Source organism: Melissococcus plutonius ATCC 35311 (assembly GCF_000270185.1).
Lineage (GTDB): Bacteria > Bacillota > Bacilli > Lactobacillales > Enterococcaceae > Melissococcus > Melissococcus plutonius.
The window spans coordinates 1,852,501-1,867,999 of sequence record NC_015516.1 but is presented as its reverse complement, the minus strand read 5'-3'; the positions used below and the strand labels follow the sequence as shown (position 1 = coordinate 1,867,999).

Genomic DNA, 15,499 nt, shown 5'->3' with positions numbered 1-15,499 from the left:
GTTATAAAATTATTCCCTAGTTTGATGATAAGAAGTTTGTTAATTTACAATTTTATCTATTCATTAAAGAAATATTTTTGCTAGATAGGTAAAAAAGTAGTTTTAGACAACAGACTTTATCGAATAATTTAAAAATTTATTATAAAAAAGTTAAAGATAGAAGATAATTTAAGAGTTATACTGCATTCTAATCTATATTAGATTGTTGATGGATAATTAGGTTTAGCAAAATAGTTTTTCACTTAGAAATAAATCTAAAAATCCATTGCAAGAAACGAAGATTTGCGTTAAAGTAAAGGAAGATAATTGTGAAACATTTTTTGTTTCACAAAAGGAAGGGATAACTATGACACCTGAAGAATTTAAGCGTTTGTTAAGTGAACGCAATATTGCATTAACAGACTATCAAATGAAGCAATTTGATAGCTACTATAAACTTTTAATTGAGTGGAACCAAAAGATGAATCTAACAACAATTTTGAATAAAGAAGCAGTATATTTAAAACATTTTTATGATTCTATTTCTCTTGCATTCTTTGCGAATTTTAAGGGTAGACACTCACTCTGTGATATTGGTGCAGGTGCTGGATTTCCAAGCATCCCTTTAAAAATTCTTTTTCCAGACTTACAAATAACAATTATTGATTCATTAAATAAACGTATTTCCTTTCTAACTGAGTTGGTGAACCAGCTGGAAATGGACCATGTATTCCTTTACCATGAAAGAGCGGAAGTATTTGGGCAGGATTCAACATTTCGCGGACAATTTGACTATGTTACAGCTCGAGCTGTTGCACGTTTAAATGTATTGAGTGAATTATGTTTACCTTTAGTAAGAAAAGAGGGCTATTTTTTAGCACCAAAAGCAGCTAGAGGTGAAGAAGAGATGTTAGAAGCAAAAAATGCCATTGCCGTTTTAGGTGGTAAAATTCAAGAAGAAATTTCTTTTGAGCTTCCAATAACTCAAGATGAAAGACATATTATTGTTATACAAAAAAAGAAAGAAACACCTAAAAAATATCCGAGAAAATCAGGATTACCTAACAAACAACCGATTAAATAAAATGGAGGAACATGGGATGGCACGAATAATTTCTGTAGCAAATCAAAAAGGTGGAGTCGGTAAAACAACAACAACTGTAAACTTGGGGGCTTGTCTCGCCCATTTAAATAAAAAGGTTTTATTAATTGATATTGATGCACAGGGAAATGCAACTAGCGGTATTGGTATAAGTAAGCCCGATGTAGTGCATGATGTGTATGATGTTTTGATCAATGAAGAACCTATTAGTAGTGTCATTCAAAAAACACAGAGACAAAATTTATTCATTGTACCAGCAACTATTCAATTAGCTGGAGCAGAAATTGAATTGACGGCAATGATGGCACGTGAATCACGATTAAAAATGGCAATTAATGAAATAAAAGATGATTTTGATTATATTTTAGTTGATTGTCCACCTTCATTAGGGCACATGACCATCAATTCCTTTACAGCTAGTGATTCTATTTTGATTCCTGTTCAATGTGAATATTATGCTTTAGAAGGCTTAAGTCAATTATTAAATACGATTCGTTTAGTACAAAAACATTTCAATCCAGAATTAAAAATTGAAGGCGTTTTGTTAACAATGTATGATGCTAGAACAAATTTAGGAGCAGAAGTAGTAGAAGAAGTTCGCAAGTATTTTCGTGAAAAAGTTTACAATACAATTATTCCGAGAAATGTTCGACTTTCTGAAGCACCAAGTCATGGTGTTCCTATCATTGATTATGACCCACGTTCACGAGGTGCAGAAGTCTATCAAGCATTAGCAAAGGAAGTGTTAGAAAATGAGTAAAAATAAAGGATTAGGTAGAGGGATTGATGCACTTTTTCAGGATTTTGCTAATTTGGAAGAAGTAGATATGCAAAAAGAAGAAGTCATTGAAGTACCCTTGAATGAATTGCGTCCCAACCCTTACCAACCAAGAAAAACATTTGATGAAACTTCCTTACAAGAATTAGCAAATTCGATTCAACAATCTGGTGTTTTTCAGCCAATTATTATTCGTAAGTCAACGGTAAAAGGTTATGAAATTATTGCTGGAGAACGCCGATTCAGAGCATCAAAATTAGCAAATAAAGAAAAAATTCCAGCAATTGTACGTGATTTTGATGAAGAGGCAATGATGCAGGTCGCTGTTTTAGAGAACTTGCAACGGGAAGATCTAAATCCAATGGAAGAGGCAGAAGCCTATGATATGTTAATGAAAAATTTAAAGTTAACACAGATAGAAGTGTCAACACGACTTGGGAAAAGTCGTCCCTATATTGCAAATTATTTGAGGCTGCTAACGTTGCCTGAACAAGTTAAGAATATGGTTCAAAGGGAAACACTTTCTATGGGACAAGCACGGACACTTTTAGGCTTAAAAGACAAGAAGCAGCTCCTTTCATTAGCCAATCGTTCTGTTAAGGAAAATTTAACTGTACGACAATTAGAACAAATCGTTACTTCATTAAATGAAAATCAAGGCAAACAATCAACCAAGAAAAACAATAAATTAATTAAAGAAAAACCTTATTATATCCGTGAAAGTGAAGATCATTTAATGGATAAATTTGGAACAACGGTTGAAATCCAGGAAAAAGAGGGAAAAGGGAAAATTGAAATCGAATATCTTTCGGCATCTGATTTAGCACGTATTCTAGATATTTTAGATATTCATTTTGATGAAGAATAGTGAGCTAAGAATGACACTTATATTTCATACTCATATTAATTAAATATGAAAATAAAAAAGATAGCTGACAAATATACAATTCATGACTTTTATAGTAGAATAGTTCAATAATAATTTATACATTAAAAGTAGTGAATCATCTCATTATTAATGAATGGATTGTTCAATTCTAACTGAATTAAAAAATATTCGAGTAAAATTTTTATTTTTTGAGAAAAGGTTAGCTTAATAATGAATTTAAACTAATTGGGTTACCTATTTTAATATCTTTGGATTAATAACTAATAAATAAAAATTTGACTATTTTATTAGAAATACAATAATTTTTAAGTTAGTAAAAGTTTTGGAAGGTTTATATTTGATCTATTTAATTGGACTTTTGTTTAATTAAAAAAGATATCATAGAATTTTTAGAGAGGTGTTTAAATGATGTATGATTTAGGCGATACTGTAGAAATGAAAAAAACTCATGCTTGCCAAACAAACCGCTGGCGAATTATTCGAATGGGCGCAGATATCAAGATTAAATGTGTCAACTGTAATCATATTGTGATGATGGCCAGACGTGAATTTGAGAAAAAAATGAAAAAAATAATAGAAAAAGATAACTGTTAGTGAATAACTAATCGGTAATGTATATAAAATAGATCACCAATTTATTAAAAAGTTTTGATGATCAACAAAAAAGCTTACTTTATAATGTTTAAGAATTCAGCTTGTTTTTCTTTATGTAAATACTAAACTAGTGTATAAAAAATTTAGAATGAAAGAGTGAGATATATGGCATTAACAGCTGGAATCGTGGGATTACCCAATGTTGGAAAATCAACACTTTTTAATGCAATTACTAAAGCAGGTGTTGAGGCAGCAAATTATCCTTTTGCAACAATCGAACCAAATGTAGGGATTGTTGAAGTACCGGACGATCGCTTAGACCAATTAACTGAATTGTTTCAACCTAAAAAAACAGTCCCAGCAACATTTGAATTTACCGATATTGCAGGAATAGTTAAGGGAGCGAGTCAGGGAGAAGGACTAGGAAACCAATTTCTAAGTCATATTCGTCAGGTAGATGCTATTTGTCATGTTGTTCGTTGTTTTGATGATGACAATATTACCCATGTAGAAGGAAAAGTTGATCCATTAGCTGATATTGATACGATTAATTTAGAGTTAATTTTAGCGGATTTAGAAACAATTACTAAACGCTATACTCGCATATCAAAAGTTGCAAAAACAAAAGATAAAGATGCATTAGCCGAATTGGCTGTGTTGGATAAGATTAAACCAACACTAGAAGCAGGGCATTCTGTAAGAACTATTGAATTTACTGAGGAAGAACAACAAATCGTTAAGGGATTGTTTTTATTAACGACTAAGCCGATTTTATATGTTGCAAATGTTTCTGAGGAAGAGATTGCTAATGCAGACAATAACCATTATGTGCAACAAGTTCGTAATTTTGCTGCAGATGAAAATGCACAGGTGATTGTAATTTGTGCAAAGTCAGAGGAAGAAATAGCTGAATTGGATGATGAAGACAAAGCTGAATTCCTAGACGCGCTTGGAATAAAAATTTCTGGTCTAGACTTATTAATTCGGGCTGCCTACGACCTTTTAGGATTAGCGACTTATTTTACTGCAGGAGAACCTGAGGTCCATGCTTGGACGTTTAAAAAAGGAATAAAAGCACCACAAGCAGCAGGCATTATCCATTCAGATTTTGAAAGAGGCTTTATTCGAGCAGAAACTGTTTCATTCCAGGATTTAAGTGAATATGGTAATATGCAAGCAGCAAAAGAAGCTGGTAAAGTTCGATTGGAAGGTAAAGATTATATCGTACAAGATGGAGATGTTATGCTATTTCGTTTTAACGTATAAAATAGGTAAAATCATTTTTATTAAGAGCAAAGAGGGAAACTAGATGGAAACAGAAACAGCACAAGAAATGCATACAGAAAATCAAGAATTAGAAAAAAAACTAACAAAGAAAAATGCACAATATATTTTTGATTTTAAAAAATCAATGCAAACGGCTAACATATCCGAACAAGAGCAGGTAGAGATTTTAAATGAAATGTTTATCATTTTGATTGAAGAACAAAAAACGGGTCGAACAGCTCGTCAACTATTTGGAACTGTTTCTGAGAGAACGGAGGCTATTCTTAATAAACCGAAAGTACAAAAACCAGTGAATGGCTGGTTATTATGGGCAGATAATTCACTATTATTACTTGGAATGTTGGCAATCATGGTATTTGTTATGACATTTATTTCAAAGAATAATTCGCAAACATTAGGAATATTGACATTATTTGTAGGTTCTGCTGTTGGTGGTTATGTTTTTTATCTATTGTCAAAAATGCAAATCAATCGTATAAATGGAAAGGCAACACGCTATAGTGGACTTAAAACAGGGGTTATAACTATGTTTGGTATGCTTGCATGGATTGTTATCTTTGTAGGCTCTTCGTTATTGCCACCAGTGATAAATCCAAGTTTAGATCCATTTGTAGCTGTTATTATTGGTGGAATTGCTTTAGCTGGTCGTTATGGATTAAAGAAAAAATATAATATCAAAGGTAGCTTCATGACAAGACCAAATCAATCATAAAATGGTTTTTATAATAAATAAAAATTTGTGGGTAGGTTTATTTTCTCACAATTTTTTTATGAATTAATGTAAAATATTTTAATAATTTATCATATATAGAAAAAATATTATTTTCCAATGAAATAAATTAAAAAATATATTATGTATGGTATAGTAAATATATTGAAGGAGATTTTTATAAAATGGACTATCATGGCAATAAAATTTCTCCTTTTCTATATTCTATTTATTAATTTTTGAGAGGGAGAAGTAGGTGTGAGGGTAAATCTAAAGCATTGGTTAATTAGGCATCAAATATTTGCTATTTACTGTAGTTTTTTATTATTAAGTTTTTTATCTTTATTTATTGTCTATTTTCGGCAAGGACATTTATTAGTAGGAGATGATTACCATTTTCATCTAAATCGTATTGCAGGTCTAGCTGAGTCAATCAAACATGGCATTTATTTTCCAAAAGTAAATTATTTTTTTATTGGTGGTTATGGCTATGCATGTAGTTTATTTTATCCGGATCTTTACCTATATTTTCCGGCTATTTTAAGGGTTTGTGGCATATCATTGGCGGCTAGTTTTATTACCTTTGCTATAGTTATCAATTTTTGTACTTTTGTAATTACGTATATTTCTGGTCGTTATATGGCATTTTCGGTAAAAAAAAGTTACCTCTTTTCCCTGCTTTATACCTTATCTATTTATCGATTACAAGATTTAATTAATCGTCAAGCAATTGGTGAAGTATTGGCTTTAGGTTTTTTCCCATTAGTTCTAGCTAGTTTATTTGCTATAAAAAATAATAAACGATTTGGGTGGTTTTTTCTAGCACTGGCAATGACAGGCATTGGCCTAGCACATTTTATTTCTATTGAGATGATTAGTTTTTTCATTGCTTTGTATATTTTATTCCAACCAAGGCAGTTTTTAAAAAAAGCACAGTTATTTTCCTTAGTAAAAGCAGCTATATTGACAGTACTTTTGTTAAATTTTTATTTAGTGCCTATTCTTGAGCAAATGAGTCATACAATTTTTAAGGTAACTGCAGCACCATTAACATTAATTTCTAATCGTAGTTATCCATTATATACACTAATTGGCAATAGTTTTATTAATCAAGTTTTTCATAGTCAAACAGCTAATATAGGTTGTCCTTTGATTGTTGGTTTTTTTGTTTATCTTATTTTCATATTTAAAAAAAATCAAAATCATTCGTTAATTCTATTAACAGCCTTCCTAATATTCATGGTATCTGACTGGTTCCCATGGAAATGGTTTGATAATACGCCGCTTAATACAATTCAATTTCCCTGGAGACTATTGTCGGTGGTTAGTTTACTTATTGCTTACTTAATTGTTGAAGATCGCCTAGCTATATTTAAAAAATCTGCCTCTTCCTATTATATCTTGATATTCTTAGTATTTTTTACAGTGATATTTTATGAACAATATAGCATTGGAACAGAACAATATCGATTAATCTCTTATGAACAATATGATCAAACACACAGTTATTTCATTGGTGCTGGAAGAGAGTATTTACCAAAGGAAGTAAACTATGAAACAATTAAAAAGACTAGAAATCGACCTATCATTTATGATTCGAAGATGATAAGTATTAAGAAAGTAGATAAAAATTTCTCTTCTATTAAACTAAAGTATAAGTTACAGAAAAAAAATTCTAAAACAACTGTGACGTTACCCTTTATTTATTATTGGGGTTACCAAGCAAAAATAACAACTCCGACTGGAACACAAAAACAGCCAGTAACCATGAACAAGTCAAATGGATTAACGCAGGTTGAATTAAAAGATCAGGGAACAGCAACCATTTACTATGAATCGACTTCCCTACAAAAAATTTCTTTAGGTATAACTATTATTACTGTAATCAGTTGTTTGAGTTATGGGATTTATTTTAAGATTCATAATAATGAAAAGATAAATTACTAATGTAAAATGAATATCTAGATATTCATTTTAGCCAAAATTGTTGTGGTTATTGATAAAATAGGTTGACTTATTTTTAATAATCTGTTAATTTTTTAGATAAAATTAAACGGAGGAGAAAACAATCAATGTCAAACTGGGAAACGAAATTTAGCAAAAAGGGATTTACTTTTGATGATGTTTTATTGATCCCTTCTGAAAGTCATGTGTTGCCAAATGATGTAAATATGCAGGTACAATTATCTCCGACTCTTAACTTAAATATCCCACTTATCAGTGCTAGCATGGATACAGTAACTGATAGCAAAATGTCGATTGCCATGGCTCGTCAGGGAGGGCTTGGAGTTATTCATAAAAATATGACCATTGAACAGCAGGCAGAAGAAGTCCGTAAGGTGAAGCGTTCGGAAAGTGGTGTAATTATTGATCCATTTTTCTTAACACCAGAGCACCTAGTTTCTGATGCTGAACAATTGATGAGCAACTATCGAATTAGTGGTGTCCCTATTGTAGAAACAATGGAAAATCGTAAATTAGTAGGAATTATTACAAATCGAGATATGCGATTTGTAACAGACTACCATTTACCAATTGTTCATGTTATGACAAAAGATCATCTTGTCACTGCTCCAATTGGGACTTCTTTAAAAGATGCAGAAAAAATTTTACAAAAACATAAAATTGAAAAATTGCCAATTGTTGATGAAAAAGGATGTCTAAGTGGGTTAATTACAATCAAGGATATTGAAAAAGTTATTGAGTTTCCAAATGCAGCAAAAGACAATCATGGACGTTTACTAGTTGCAGCGGCTGTGGGTATTACTACTGATACATTTGAACGTGTAGAAGCTCTAGTAAATGAAGAAGTTGATGCAATTGTAATTGATACGGCACATGGACATAGCATAGGTGTTATACATAAAATACGCAAAATTCGTGAAACTTTCCCAAAAGTAACATTAATTGCAGGGAATATCGCAACAGCTGAAGGCGCTGAAGCCTTATACGAAGCTGGAGCTGATATTGTTAAGGTTGGTATTGGACCAGGTTCTATCTGTACTACTCGAGTAGTTGCAGGTGTTGGGGTTCCTCAATTAACTGCAATTTATGATGTAGCATCTGTTGCTAGAAAATACAATAAGGCATTGATTGCAGATGGTGGCATTAAATATTCTGGTGATATTGTAAAAGCATTGGCAGCGGGTGGACATGCTGTAATGCTAGGCAGTATGTTAGCCGGAACAGATGAGTCGCCTGGTGAGTTTGAAATTTATCAGGGAAGACGCTTTAAAACCTATCGAGGCATGGGTTCATTAGGTGCCATGGAAAAAGGCTCAAGTGATCGTTACTTCCAAAGTGAAGTAAGTGAGGCTAAAAAGCTTGTCCCAGAAGGAATTGAGGGACGAGTTGCATATAAGGGAAGTGTATCAGATATTGTTTTTCAAATGATCGGTGGTTTAAGAGCTGGTATGGGCTATGTAGGCGCTGAGAATTTAAAACAATTACGTGAAGATGCACAATTTGTTCAAATGAGTGGAAATGGGTTAAGAGAATCCCATCCTCATGACGTACAAATTACTAAAGAAGCACCTAATTATTCTGTAGAACAATAAATAGTAGTTAAAAAATGATTCATTGTTTGGTAAATAGGAACCAAACAATGAATCATTTTTTTATAAAATTCTTTTGAAAAACTTTCTTTAAATTTAGTAAGTAAAAGGTAGCATTTTAATGCTATCCAATTAAATACAAGAAGAGTATCTTAAAAGATTGAAATACCTATATGCTTTATTTCAATTTTTGTTAAATAGAGTTATTCTTTTTATTTTTATAAAGCTCATTTACAAGATCCTGCTTTAATGGAAGATGAATAATAAAGGAGGTCCACCCATTTGCCGATTTTGCATAAATATAACCACCGTGTAAAGTAATAATTCCCTGGGCAATAGCAAGTCCAAGTCCTGTTCCACCAGTTTCTTGAGAACGAGATTCTTCTACACGATAAAAACGATCAAACAATTGATTTAATGCTTCTGGTGGAATTGTTGAACCATCATTTTTTACTACAATGATTGCTTCCGTTCCCACTTTATCTAAATTTATAATAATATGTTTCCCATTTTTTCCATATTTAAGAGCATTTGAAATTAGGTTGTTAAATACACGTACAAGTTTTTCAGTATCTCCCTCCATTATCAAGGAATTAAGAGTTGTCATTACCTGGATAGTTATGCCATTTTTTTCAGCTTCTAATCCAAAATCAACAGCTAGTTTTTCCATCATTTGAACCATATCAAAGGAAGTCGTATGAAGAGGAACGGCTGTTTGATGAACTTTTGTGTACTCAAACAAATCATCAACCAATAGTTTCATTTGTTTTGCCTTTACATAAGCTATATGTGTATATTTTAATAAGTCTTCCTGACAATGAAATTGAGATTCTTCAATCAAACCTAGATACCCAATGATTGAAGTAAGAGGTGTACGTATATCATGACTAACATTTGTAATTAATTCGTCTTTAGATTTTTCAATTTGTCTTTCATCTTCAATTGCTTCTACCGTACTATCTACTAATCCATTGATACTAGCAACTATTTTTGCAAGATCACCGGCAAGTTCAAATGTAATCCGATGATTATAATTCCCATCAGCAATATAATGAAGTTCTGTAATAATATGTTGCAATTGCATTTGTTTATAGCGACGAGTTAAACGCCAATATAATACCAAAATATCAATAATAAAAAAACAGGGAAAATAAATTTGTTCCAACTCCAGAAAATATTTGTTTTGAATTCTCCAACAAAGGCGCCTTTCGTTGTCCAGATAATTCCTCTTAAAAATTCATTATTTTCAAGCAATTGACTTAAAATAAGTGTAATAGCGATATTCAATAGAAGTAAAAGGACAATAGTAACAATACTTTCTGCCAGCAATTCACTGATTTCTTTAGAAGTCAGTGTAATCCGCTTTTGTTTTTCTACTCGTTTTTTAGTGAGCATCGATCTTATAACCAACACCCCATACTGTTTGAATGACCTTCTCACCATTAGTTGCTTCTTCAATTTTATCTCTTAGGTGACTGACATGGACCATAACTGTTTTTGCAGAAACGATACTTTCTTGTTGCCAGACACGTTCAAAAATTTCATCTGCACTAAATACATGGTTTGGATGACTAGATAAAAGATACAAAATACCAAATTCTAATGCGGTAAGTTGGATTTCTTTACCATCAATTGTTTTTACTTCATGTGAATCTTTATTAATAATTAGTGTACCTACTTCTAAAATTGCTGGTTCATTGGTTGTTGGTTTGATATTGCTACGTCTTAGGATTGATTTAACACGAGCCATCACCTCTAGTGGATTAAATGGTTTTGTAACATAGTCATCAGCGCCAGCAACTAAGCCTTTAATTTTATCCATATCAGTTGTTTTTGCAGTAAGAAGAATAATAGGAATTTGAGATTCTTTACGTAATTTTTTAACAACCTGCATACCATCCATTTCTGGCATCATGATATCTAAAATAATAAGATCTATATCAGGTATCGTATGAACTTTATTAAGAGCATTCTTACCGTCATAGGCTTTCACTACATCATAACCTTCATTATGTATATAAATACTTAGTAATTCGACGATTTCCTTATCATCATCAACAATTAAAATTTTCATTATTTATCCCTCCATGTCGATAAGAACTTTATCCCTATTTTATCAAAAAAATATCAAAAAACCTAAAATATAAAGGATATTATTAAAATTTTAGAATTAATGACTAAAAAACTTAAATTTAATTAAAAAATATAACAAAATAAATGAAATAAAAAAAATAAAGAAAAAAGGGAAAAAATTGTTGACCTGGAAAAAAAAAGTTGGTATATTATTACTTGTCGCAAGGCACGACTAAAGTAACAGCTGAAACGACAAAGTGATGTGAATACCCATCACAAAGAAAAGCCAGCAAAAAAAGTTAAAAAAACAACGAAAAAAGTTGTTGACAAATAACAAGAAAGCTGGTAAGATGATGAAGTTGCTGTCAAACAAGACGGTAAGCGAGGTTGAAAAAACTTTTAAAAAAGAGTTGACAACCGAGCGAAAACGTGATAAGATATAAGAGTTGCTGTAAGGTAATGGTAGACCTTTGAAAACTGAACAAAGCAAACGAACCAATGTGTAAGGGCCTCTTATGAGAAATAAGAGACAAAACAACAAGCAAAGCGAAAGCTAGCAAACAAATGAGCAAGAAAGCCGAAAGGCAAAGGATAATACGAGAGTTTGATCCTGGCTCAGGACGAACGCTGGCGGCGTGCCTAATACATGCAAGTCGAACGCTTCTTCTGATTAAGCTTGCTTAAGAGGAAAGAAGAGTGGCGGACGGGTGAGTAACACGTGGGCAACCTGCCCATCAGAAGGGGATAACATTTGGAAACAGGTGCTAATACCGTATAAGACTTTTTTTCGCATGAAGAGGAGTTAAAAGGCGCTTTCGGGTGTCACTGATGGATGGGCCCGCGGTGCATTAGCTAGTTGGTGGGGTAAAGGCTCACCAAGGCAACGATGCATAGCCGACCTGAGAGGGTGATCGGCCACACTGGGACTGAGACACGGCCCAGACTCCTACGGGAGGCAGCAGTAGGGAATCTTCGGCAATGGACGAAAGTCTGACCGAGCAACGCCGCGTGAGTGAAGAAGGTTTTCGGATCGTAAAACTCTGTTGTTAGAGAAGAATAGGGGAAAGAGTAACTGTTTTCCTCGTGACGGTATCTAACCAGAAAGCCACGGCTAACTACGTGCCAGCAGCCGCGGTAATACGTAGGTGGCAAGCGTTGTCCGGATTTATTGGGCGTAAAGCGAGCGCAGGCGGTTTTTTAAGTCTGATGTGAAAGCCCCCGGCTCAACCGGGGAGGGTCATTGGAAACTGGAAGACTTGAGTGCAGAAGAGGAGAGTGGAATTCCATGTGTAGCGGTGAAATGCGTAGATATATGGAGGAACACCAGTGGCGAAGGCGGCTCTCTGGTCTGTAACTGACGCTGAGGCTCGAAAGCGTGGGGAGCAAACAGGATTAGATACCCTGGTAGTCCACGCCGTAAACGATGAGTGCTAAGTGTTGGAGGGTTTCCGCCCTTCAGTGCTGCAGCAAACGCATTAAGCACTCCGCCTGGGGAGTACGACCGCAAGGTTGAAACTCAAAGGAATTGACGGGGGCCCGCACAAGCGGTGGAGCATGTGGTTTAATTCGAAGCAACGCGAAGAACCTTACCAGGTCTTGACATCCTTTGAACGCCTTAGAGATAAGGTTTCTCCTTCGGGAGCAAAGAGACAGGTGGTGCATGGCTGTCGTCAGCTCGTGTCGTGAGATGTTGGGTTAAGTCCCGCAACGAGCGCAACCCTTATTGTTAATTGCCATCATTTAGTTGGGCACTCTAGCGAGACTGCCGGTGACAAACCGGAGGAAGGTGGGGATGACGTCAAGTCAGCATGCCCCTTATGACCTGGGCTACACACGTGCTACAATGGGAAGTACAGAGAGACGCAAGACCGCGAGGTTAAGCAAATCTCATAAAGCTTCTCTCAGTTCGGATTGTAGGCTGCAACTCGCCTACATGAAGCCGGAATCGCTAGTAATCGCGGATCAGCACGCCGCGGTGAATACGTTCCCGGGCCTTGTACACACCGCCCGTCACACCACGAGAGTTTGTAACACCCGAAGTCGGTGAGGTAACCTTAGGGAGCCAGCCGCCTAAGGTGGGACAGATGATTGGGGTGAAGTCGTAACAAGGTAGCCGTATCGGAAGGTGCGGCTGGATCACCTCCTTTCTAAGGACGAATAACGGAAACACAGAGGTCAGTTTGCTTTGTTTAGTTTTGAGAGGTTTACTATGTGGTATGTGGGGCCTTAGCTCAGATGGGAGAGCGCCTGCTTTGCACGCAGGAGGTCAGCGGTTCGATCCCGCTAGGCTCCATAGATGATTGAAAGAGATCATCGGTTGTTCATTGAAAACTGGATATTGAAGAAACAATCAAAAACCGAGACACCGCGTTGAGCACAGGAATGTGCTGAATGAAAAAGGGAAGGACGCTTCTATCGCTAGAAGAGGTCACCCAAGACCGAAAGGTCAAAGAGGTTAAGTGAACAAGGGCGCACGGTGGATGCCTTGGCACTAGGAGCCGATGAAGGACGGGACAAACACCGATATGCTTCGGGGAGCTGTAAGTAAGCAATGAGCCGGAGATTTCCGAATGGGGGAACCCAACATCTGTTATAGGATGTTACGAATAGTGGAATACATAAGCTATTCGAGGAAGACGCAGAGAACTGAAACATCTAAGTACCTGCAGGAAGAGAAAGAAAAATCGATTCCCTGAGTAGCGGCGAGCGAAACGGGAAGAGCCCAAACCAACGAGCATGCTTGTTGGGGTTGTAGGACTCCAGAACGGGAGCAGAAACGACTAATCGAAGGATGTGGAAACATCCACCAAAGAGGGTGAAAGTCCCGTAGGTGAAAGTCGTTTCTCCCCAAGGAGGATCCTGAGTACGGCGGAACACGAGAAATTCCGTCGGAATCCGGGAGGACCATCTCCCAAGGCTAAATACTCCCTAGTGACCGATAGTGAACCAGTACCGTGAGGGAAAGGTGAAAAGCACCCCGGAAGGGGAGTGAAAGAGATCCTGAAACCGTGTGCCTACAACAAGTCAAAGCCCGTTAATGGGTGATGGCGTGCCTTTTGTAGAATGAACCGGCGAGTTACGATTGCTTGCGAGGTTAAGTGGAAGAAACGGAGCCGTAGCGAAAGCGAGTCTGAATAGGGCGAAAGAGTAAGTAGTCGTAGACCCGAAACCATGTGATCTACCCATGTCCAGGTTGAAGGTGCGGTAAAACGCACTGGAGGACCGAACCCACGTACGTTGAAAAGTGCGGGGATGAGGTGTGGGTAGCGGAGAAATTCCAAACGAACTTGGAGATAGCTGGTTCTCTCCGAAATAGCTTTAGGGCTAGCCTCGGCAGAAGAATCATGGAGGTAGAGCACTGTTTGGACGAGGGGTCCTTCTCGGGTTACCGAATCCAGATAAACTCCGAATGCCATGATTTATAGCCGGGAGTCAGACTGCGAGTGATAAGATCCGTAGTCGAAAGGGAAACAGCCCAGACCACCAGCTAAGGTCCCAAAATGTATGTTAAGTGGAAAAGGAGGTGGGGGTGCACAGACAACTAGGATGTTGGCTCAGAAGCAGCCATCATTTAAAGAGTGCGTAATAGCTCACTAGTCGAGTGACCCTGCGCCGAAAATGTACCGGGGCTAAACATACTACCGAAGCTGTGGATCACGAAAGTGATGGTAGGAGAGCGTTCTAAGGGCGAAGAAGGTAGATCGTGAGGACTACTGGAGCGCTTAGAAGTGAGAATGCCGGTATGAGTAGCGAAAGACAGGTGAGAATCCTGTCCACCGAAAGACTAAGGTTTCCTGGGGAAGGCTCGTCCGCCCAGGGTTAGTCGGGACCTAAGCTGAGGCCGACAGGCGTAGGCGATGGACAACAGGTTGATATTCCTGTACCCGTTGGAATTGTTTGAGCAATGGAGGGACACAGGAGGCTAAGGAAAGCATACGATTGGATGGTATGTCCAAGCAATGAGTCTTGAGTAGAGTAAAATGCTTTACTCTGTAAGGATGAGTTGTGATGGGGAGGGAAATATAAGTACCGAAGTTCCTGACGTCACACTGTCAAGAAAAGCTTCTAGTGAGAGACCAACGGCCCGTACCGCAAACCGACACAGGTAGTCGAGGAGAGCATCCTAAGGTGAGCGAGTGAACTTTCGTTAAGGAACTCGGCAAAATGACCCCGTAACTTCGGGAGAAGGGGTGCTGATATTAGTCAGCCGCAGTGAATAGGCCCAAGCGACTGTTTATCAAAAACACAGGTCTCTGCAAAATCGAAAGATGACGTATAGGGGCTGACGCCTGCCCGGTGCTGGAAGGTTAAGAGGAAGGGTTAGCTTCGGCGAAGCTCCGAATTGAAGCCCCAGTAAACGGCGGCCGTAACTATAACGGTCCTAAGGTAGCGAAATTCCTTGTCGGGTAAGTTCCGACCCGCACGAAAGGCGTAACGATTTGGGCACTGTCTCAACGAGAGACTCGGTGAAATTTTAGTACCTGTGAAGATGCAGGTTACCCGCGACAGGACGGAAAGACCCCATGGAGCTTTA

At 36.7% G+C, this 15,499-nt stretch carries 9 protein-coding genes, 1 tRNA gene, 2 rRNA genes and 1 pseudogene (1 of these 13 cut by a window edge); 11 read left to right on the top strand and 2 right to left on the bottom strand.

The features are described from left to right. The first annotated feature begins 346 nt into the window (after window positions 1–346). The 8 genes from rsmG (at window position 347) to guaB (ending at window position 8,895) form a co-directional block, all read left to right on the top strand. The gene (gene rsmG, locus MPTP_RS08220; RefSeq protein WP_013774658.1) at window positions 347–1,063 is read left to right on the top strand and encodes a 16S rRNA (guanine(527)-N(7))-methyltransferase RsmG; all 717 of its coding nucleotides are present in this window, start codon (window positions 347–349) and stop codon (window positions 1,061–1,063) included. A 16-nt stretch (window positions 1,064–1,079) separates the two neighbouring features. Continuing rightward, window positions 1,080–1,841, top strand: coding sequence for a ParA family protein (locus tag MPTP_RS08215; protein ID WP_013774657.1), 762 nt, complete (start codon window positions 1,080–1,082; stop codon window positions 1,839–1,841). Further along, window positions 1,834–2,727, top strand: coding sequence for a ParB/RepB/Spo0J family partition protein (locus tag MPTP_RS08210; protein ID WP_013774656.1), 894 nt, complete (start codon window positions 1,834–1,836; stop codon window positions 2,725–2,727). The genes MPTP_RS08215 and MPTP_RS08210 overlap by 8 nt, the downstream gene beginning before the upstream one ends. A gap of 429 nt (window positions 2,728–3,156) precedes the next feature. Further along, on the top strand, window positions 3,157–3,342 hold the full coding sequence (locus MPTP_RS08205) for a DUF951 domain-containing protein (protein WP_013774655.1): 186 nt from the start codon (window positions 3,157–3,159) through the stop codon (window positions 3,340–3,342). Window positions 3,343–3,507: 165 nt separating this feature from the next. Then, window positions 3,508–4,608, top strand: coding sequence for a redox-regulated ATPase YchF (ychF, locus tag MPTP_RS08200; protein WP_013774654.1), 1,101 nt, complete (start codon window positions 3,508–3,510; stop codon window positions 4,606–4,608). A gap of 43 nt (window positions 4,609–4,651) precedes the next feature. After that, window positions 4,652–5,341 carry a DUF1129 domain-containing protein gene (locus tag MPTP_RS08195; RefSeq protein WP_013774653.1) on the top strand — a complete coding sequence of 230 codons (690 nt, stop codon included), beginning with the start codon at window positions 4,652–4,654 and terminating at the stop codon, window positions 5,339–5,341. A gap of 255 nt (window positions 5,342–5,596) precedes the next feature. Then, complete coding sequence (locus MPTP_RS08190; protein ID WP_013774652.1) at window positions 5,597–7,285, top strand: glycosyltransferase family protein; 1,689 nt, start codon at window positions 5,597–5,599, stop codon at window positions 7,283–7,285. Window positions 7,286–7,410: 125 nt separating this feature from the next. Then, entirely contained in the window at window positions 7,411–8,895 is a 1,485-nt protein-coding gene (guaB, locus tag MPTP_RS08185) for an IMP dehydrogenase (protein ID WP_013774651.1), read from the top strand. A gap of 190 nt (window positions 8,896–9,085) precedes the next feature. Here guaB and MPTP_RS08180 read toward each other — a convergent pair. Then, window positions 9,086–10,287, bottom strand: a pseudogene (locus tag MPTP_RS08180) (sensor histidine kinase). Then, a complete protein-coding gene (gene croR, locus MPTP_RS08175; protein ID WP_013774648.1) occupies window positions 10,277–10,966 on the bottom strand; it encodes a response regulator transcription factor CroR in 690 nt (229 codons plus the stop codon). The pseudogene MPTP_RS08180 and the gene croR overlap by 11 nt, the downstream one beginning before the upstream one ends. Window positions 10,967–11,557: 591 nt before the next feature. On the opposite strand from croR, the gene MPTP_RS08170 reads away from it, so the two are divergent. From MPTP_RS08170 to MPTP_RS08160, 3 genes are all read left to right on the top strand, one after another. Continuing rightward, a 16S ribosomal RNA gene (locus tag MPTP_RS08170) occupies window positions 11,558–13,112 on the top strand. Window positions 13,113–13,185: 73 nt separating this feature from the next. After that, a tRNA-Ala gene (locus tag MPTP_RS08165) sits at window positions 13,186–13,258 on the top strand. A gap of 160 nt (window positions 13,259–13,418) precedes the next feature. Beyond that, a 23S ribosomal RNA gene (locus MPTP_RS08160) occupies window positions 13,419–15,499 on the top strand (it continues 824 nt past the right edge of the window). The 16S and 23S rRNA genes sit together here with 1 tRNA gene alongside, the layout of an rRNA operon.

What these genes read in the sequence shown, in the direction of transcription:
- ychF (WP_013774654.1), top strand. Translation starts at nt 3,508, where the DNA reads ATGGCATTAACAGCTGGAATCGTGGGATTACCCAATGTTGGAAAATCA.
- MPTP_RS08195 (WP_013774653.1), top strand. Translation starts at nt 4,652, where the DNA reads ATGGAAACAGAAACAGCACAAGAAATGCATACAGAAAATCAAGAATTA.
- guaB (WP_013774651.1), top strand. Translation starts at nt 7,411, where the DNA reads ATGTCAAACTGGGAAACGAAATTTAGCAAAAAGGGATTTACTTTTGAT.
- MPTP_RS08205 (WP_013774655.1), top strand. Translation starts at nt 3,157, where the DNA reads ATGTATGATTTAGGCGATACTGTAGAAATGAAAAAAACTCATGCTTGC.
- croR (WP_013774648.1), bottom strand. Translation starts at nt 10,966, where the DNA reads ATGAAAATTTTAATTGTTGATGATGATAAGGAAATCGTCGAATTACTA.
- rsmG (WP_013774658.1), top strand. Translation starts at nt 347, where the DNA reads ATGACACCTGAAGAATTTAAGCGTTTGTTAAGTGAACGCAATATTGCA.
- MPTP_RS08215 (WP_013774657.1), top strand. Translation starts at nt 1,080, where the DNA reads ATGGCACGAATAATTTCTGTAGCAAATCAAAAAGGTGGAGTCGGTAAA.
- MPTP_RS08210 (WP_013774656.1), top strand. Translation starts at nt 1,834, where the DNA reads ATGAGTAAAAATAAAGGATTAGGTAGAGGGATTGATGCACTTTTTCAG.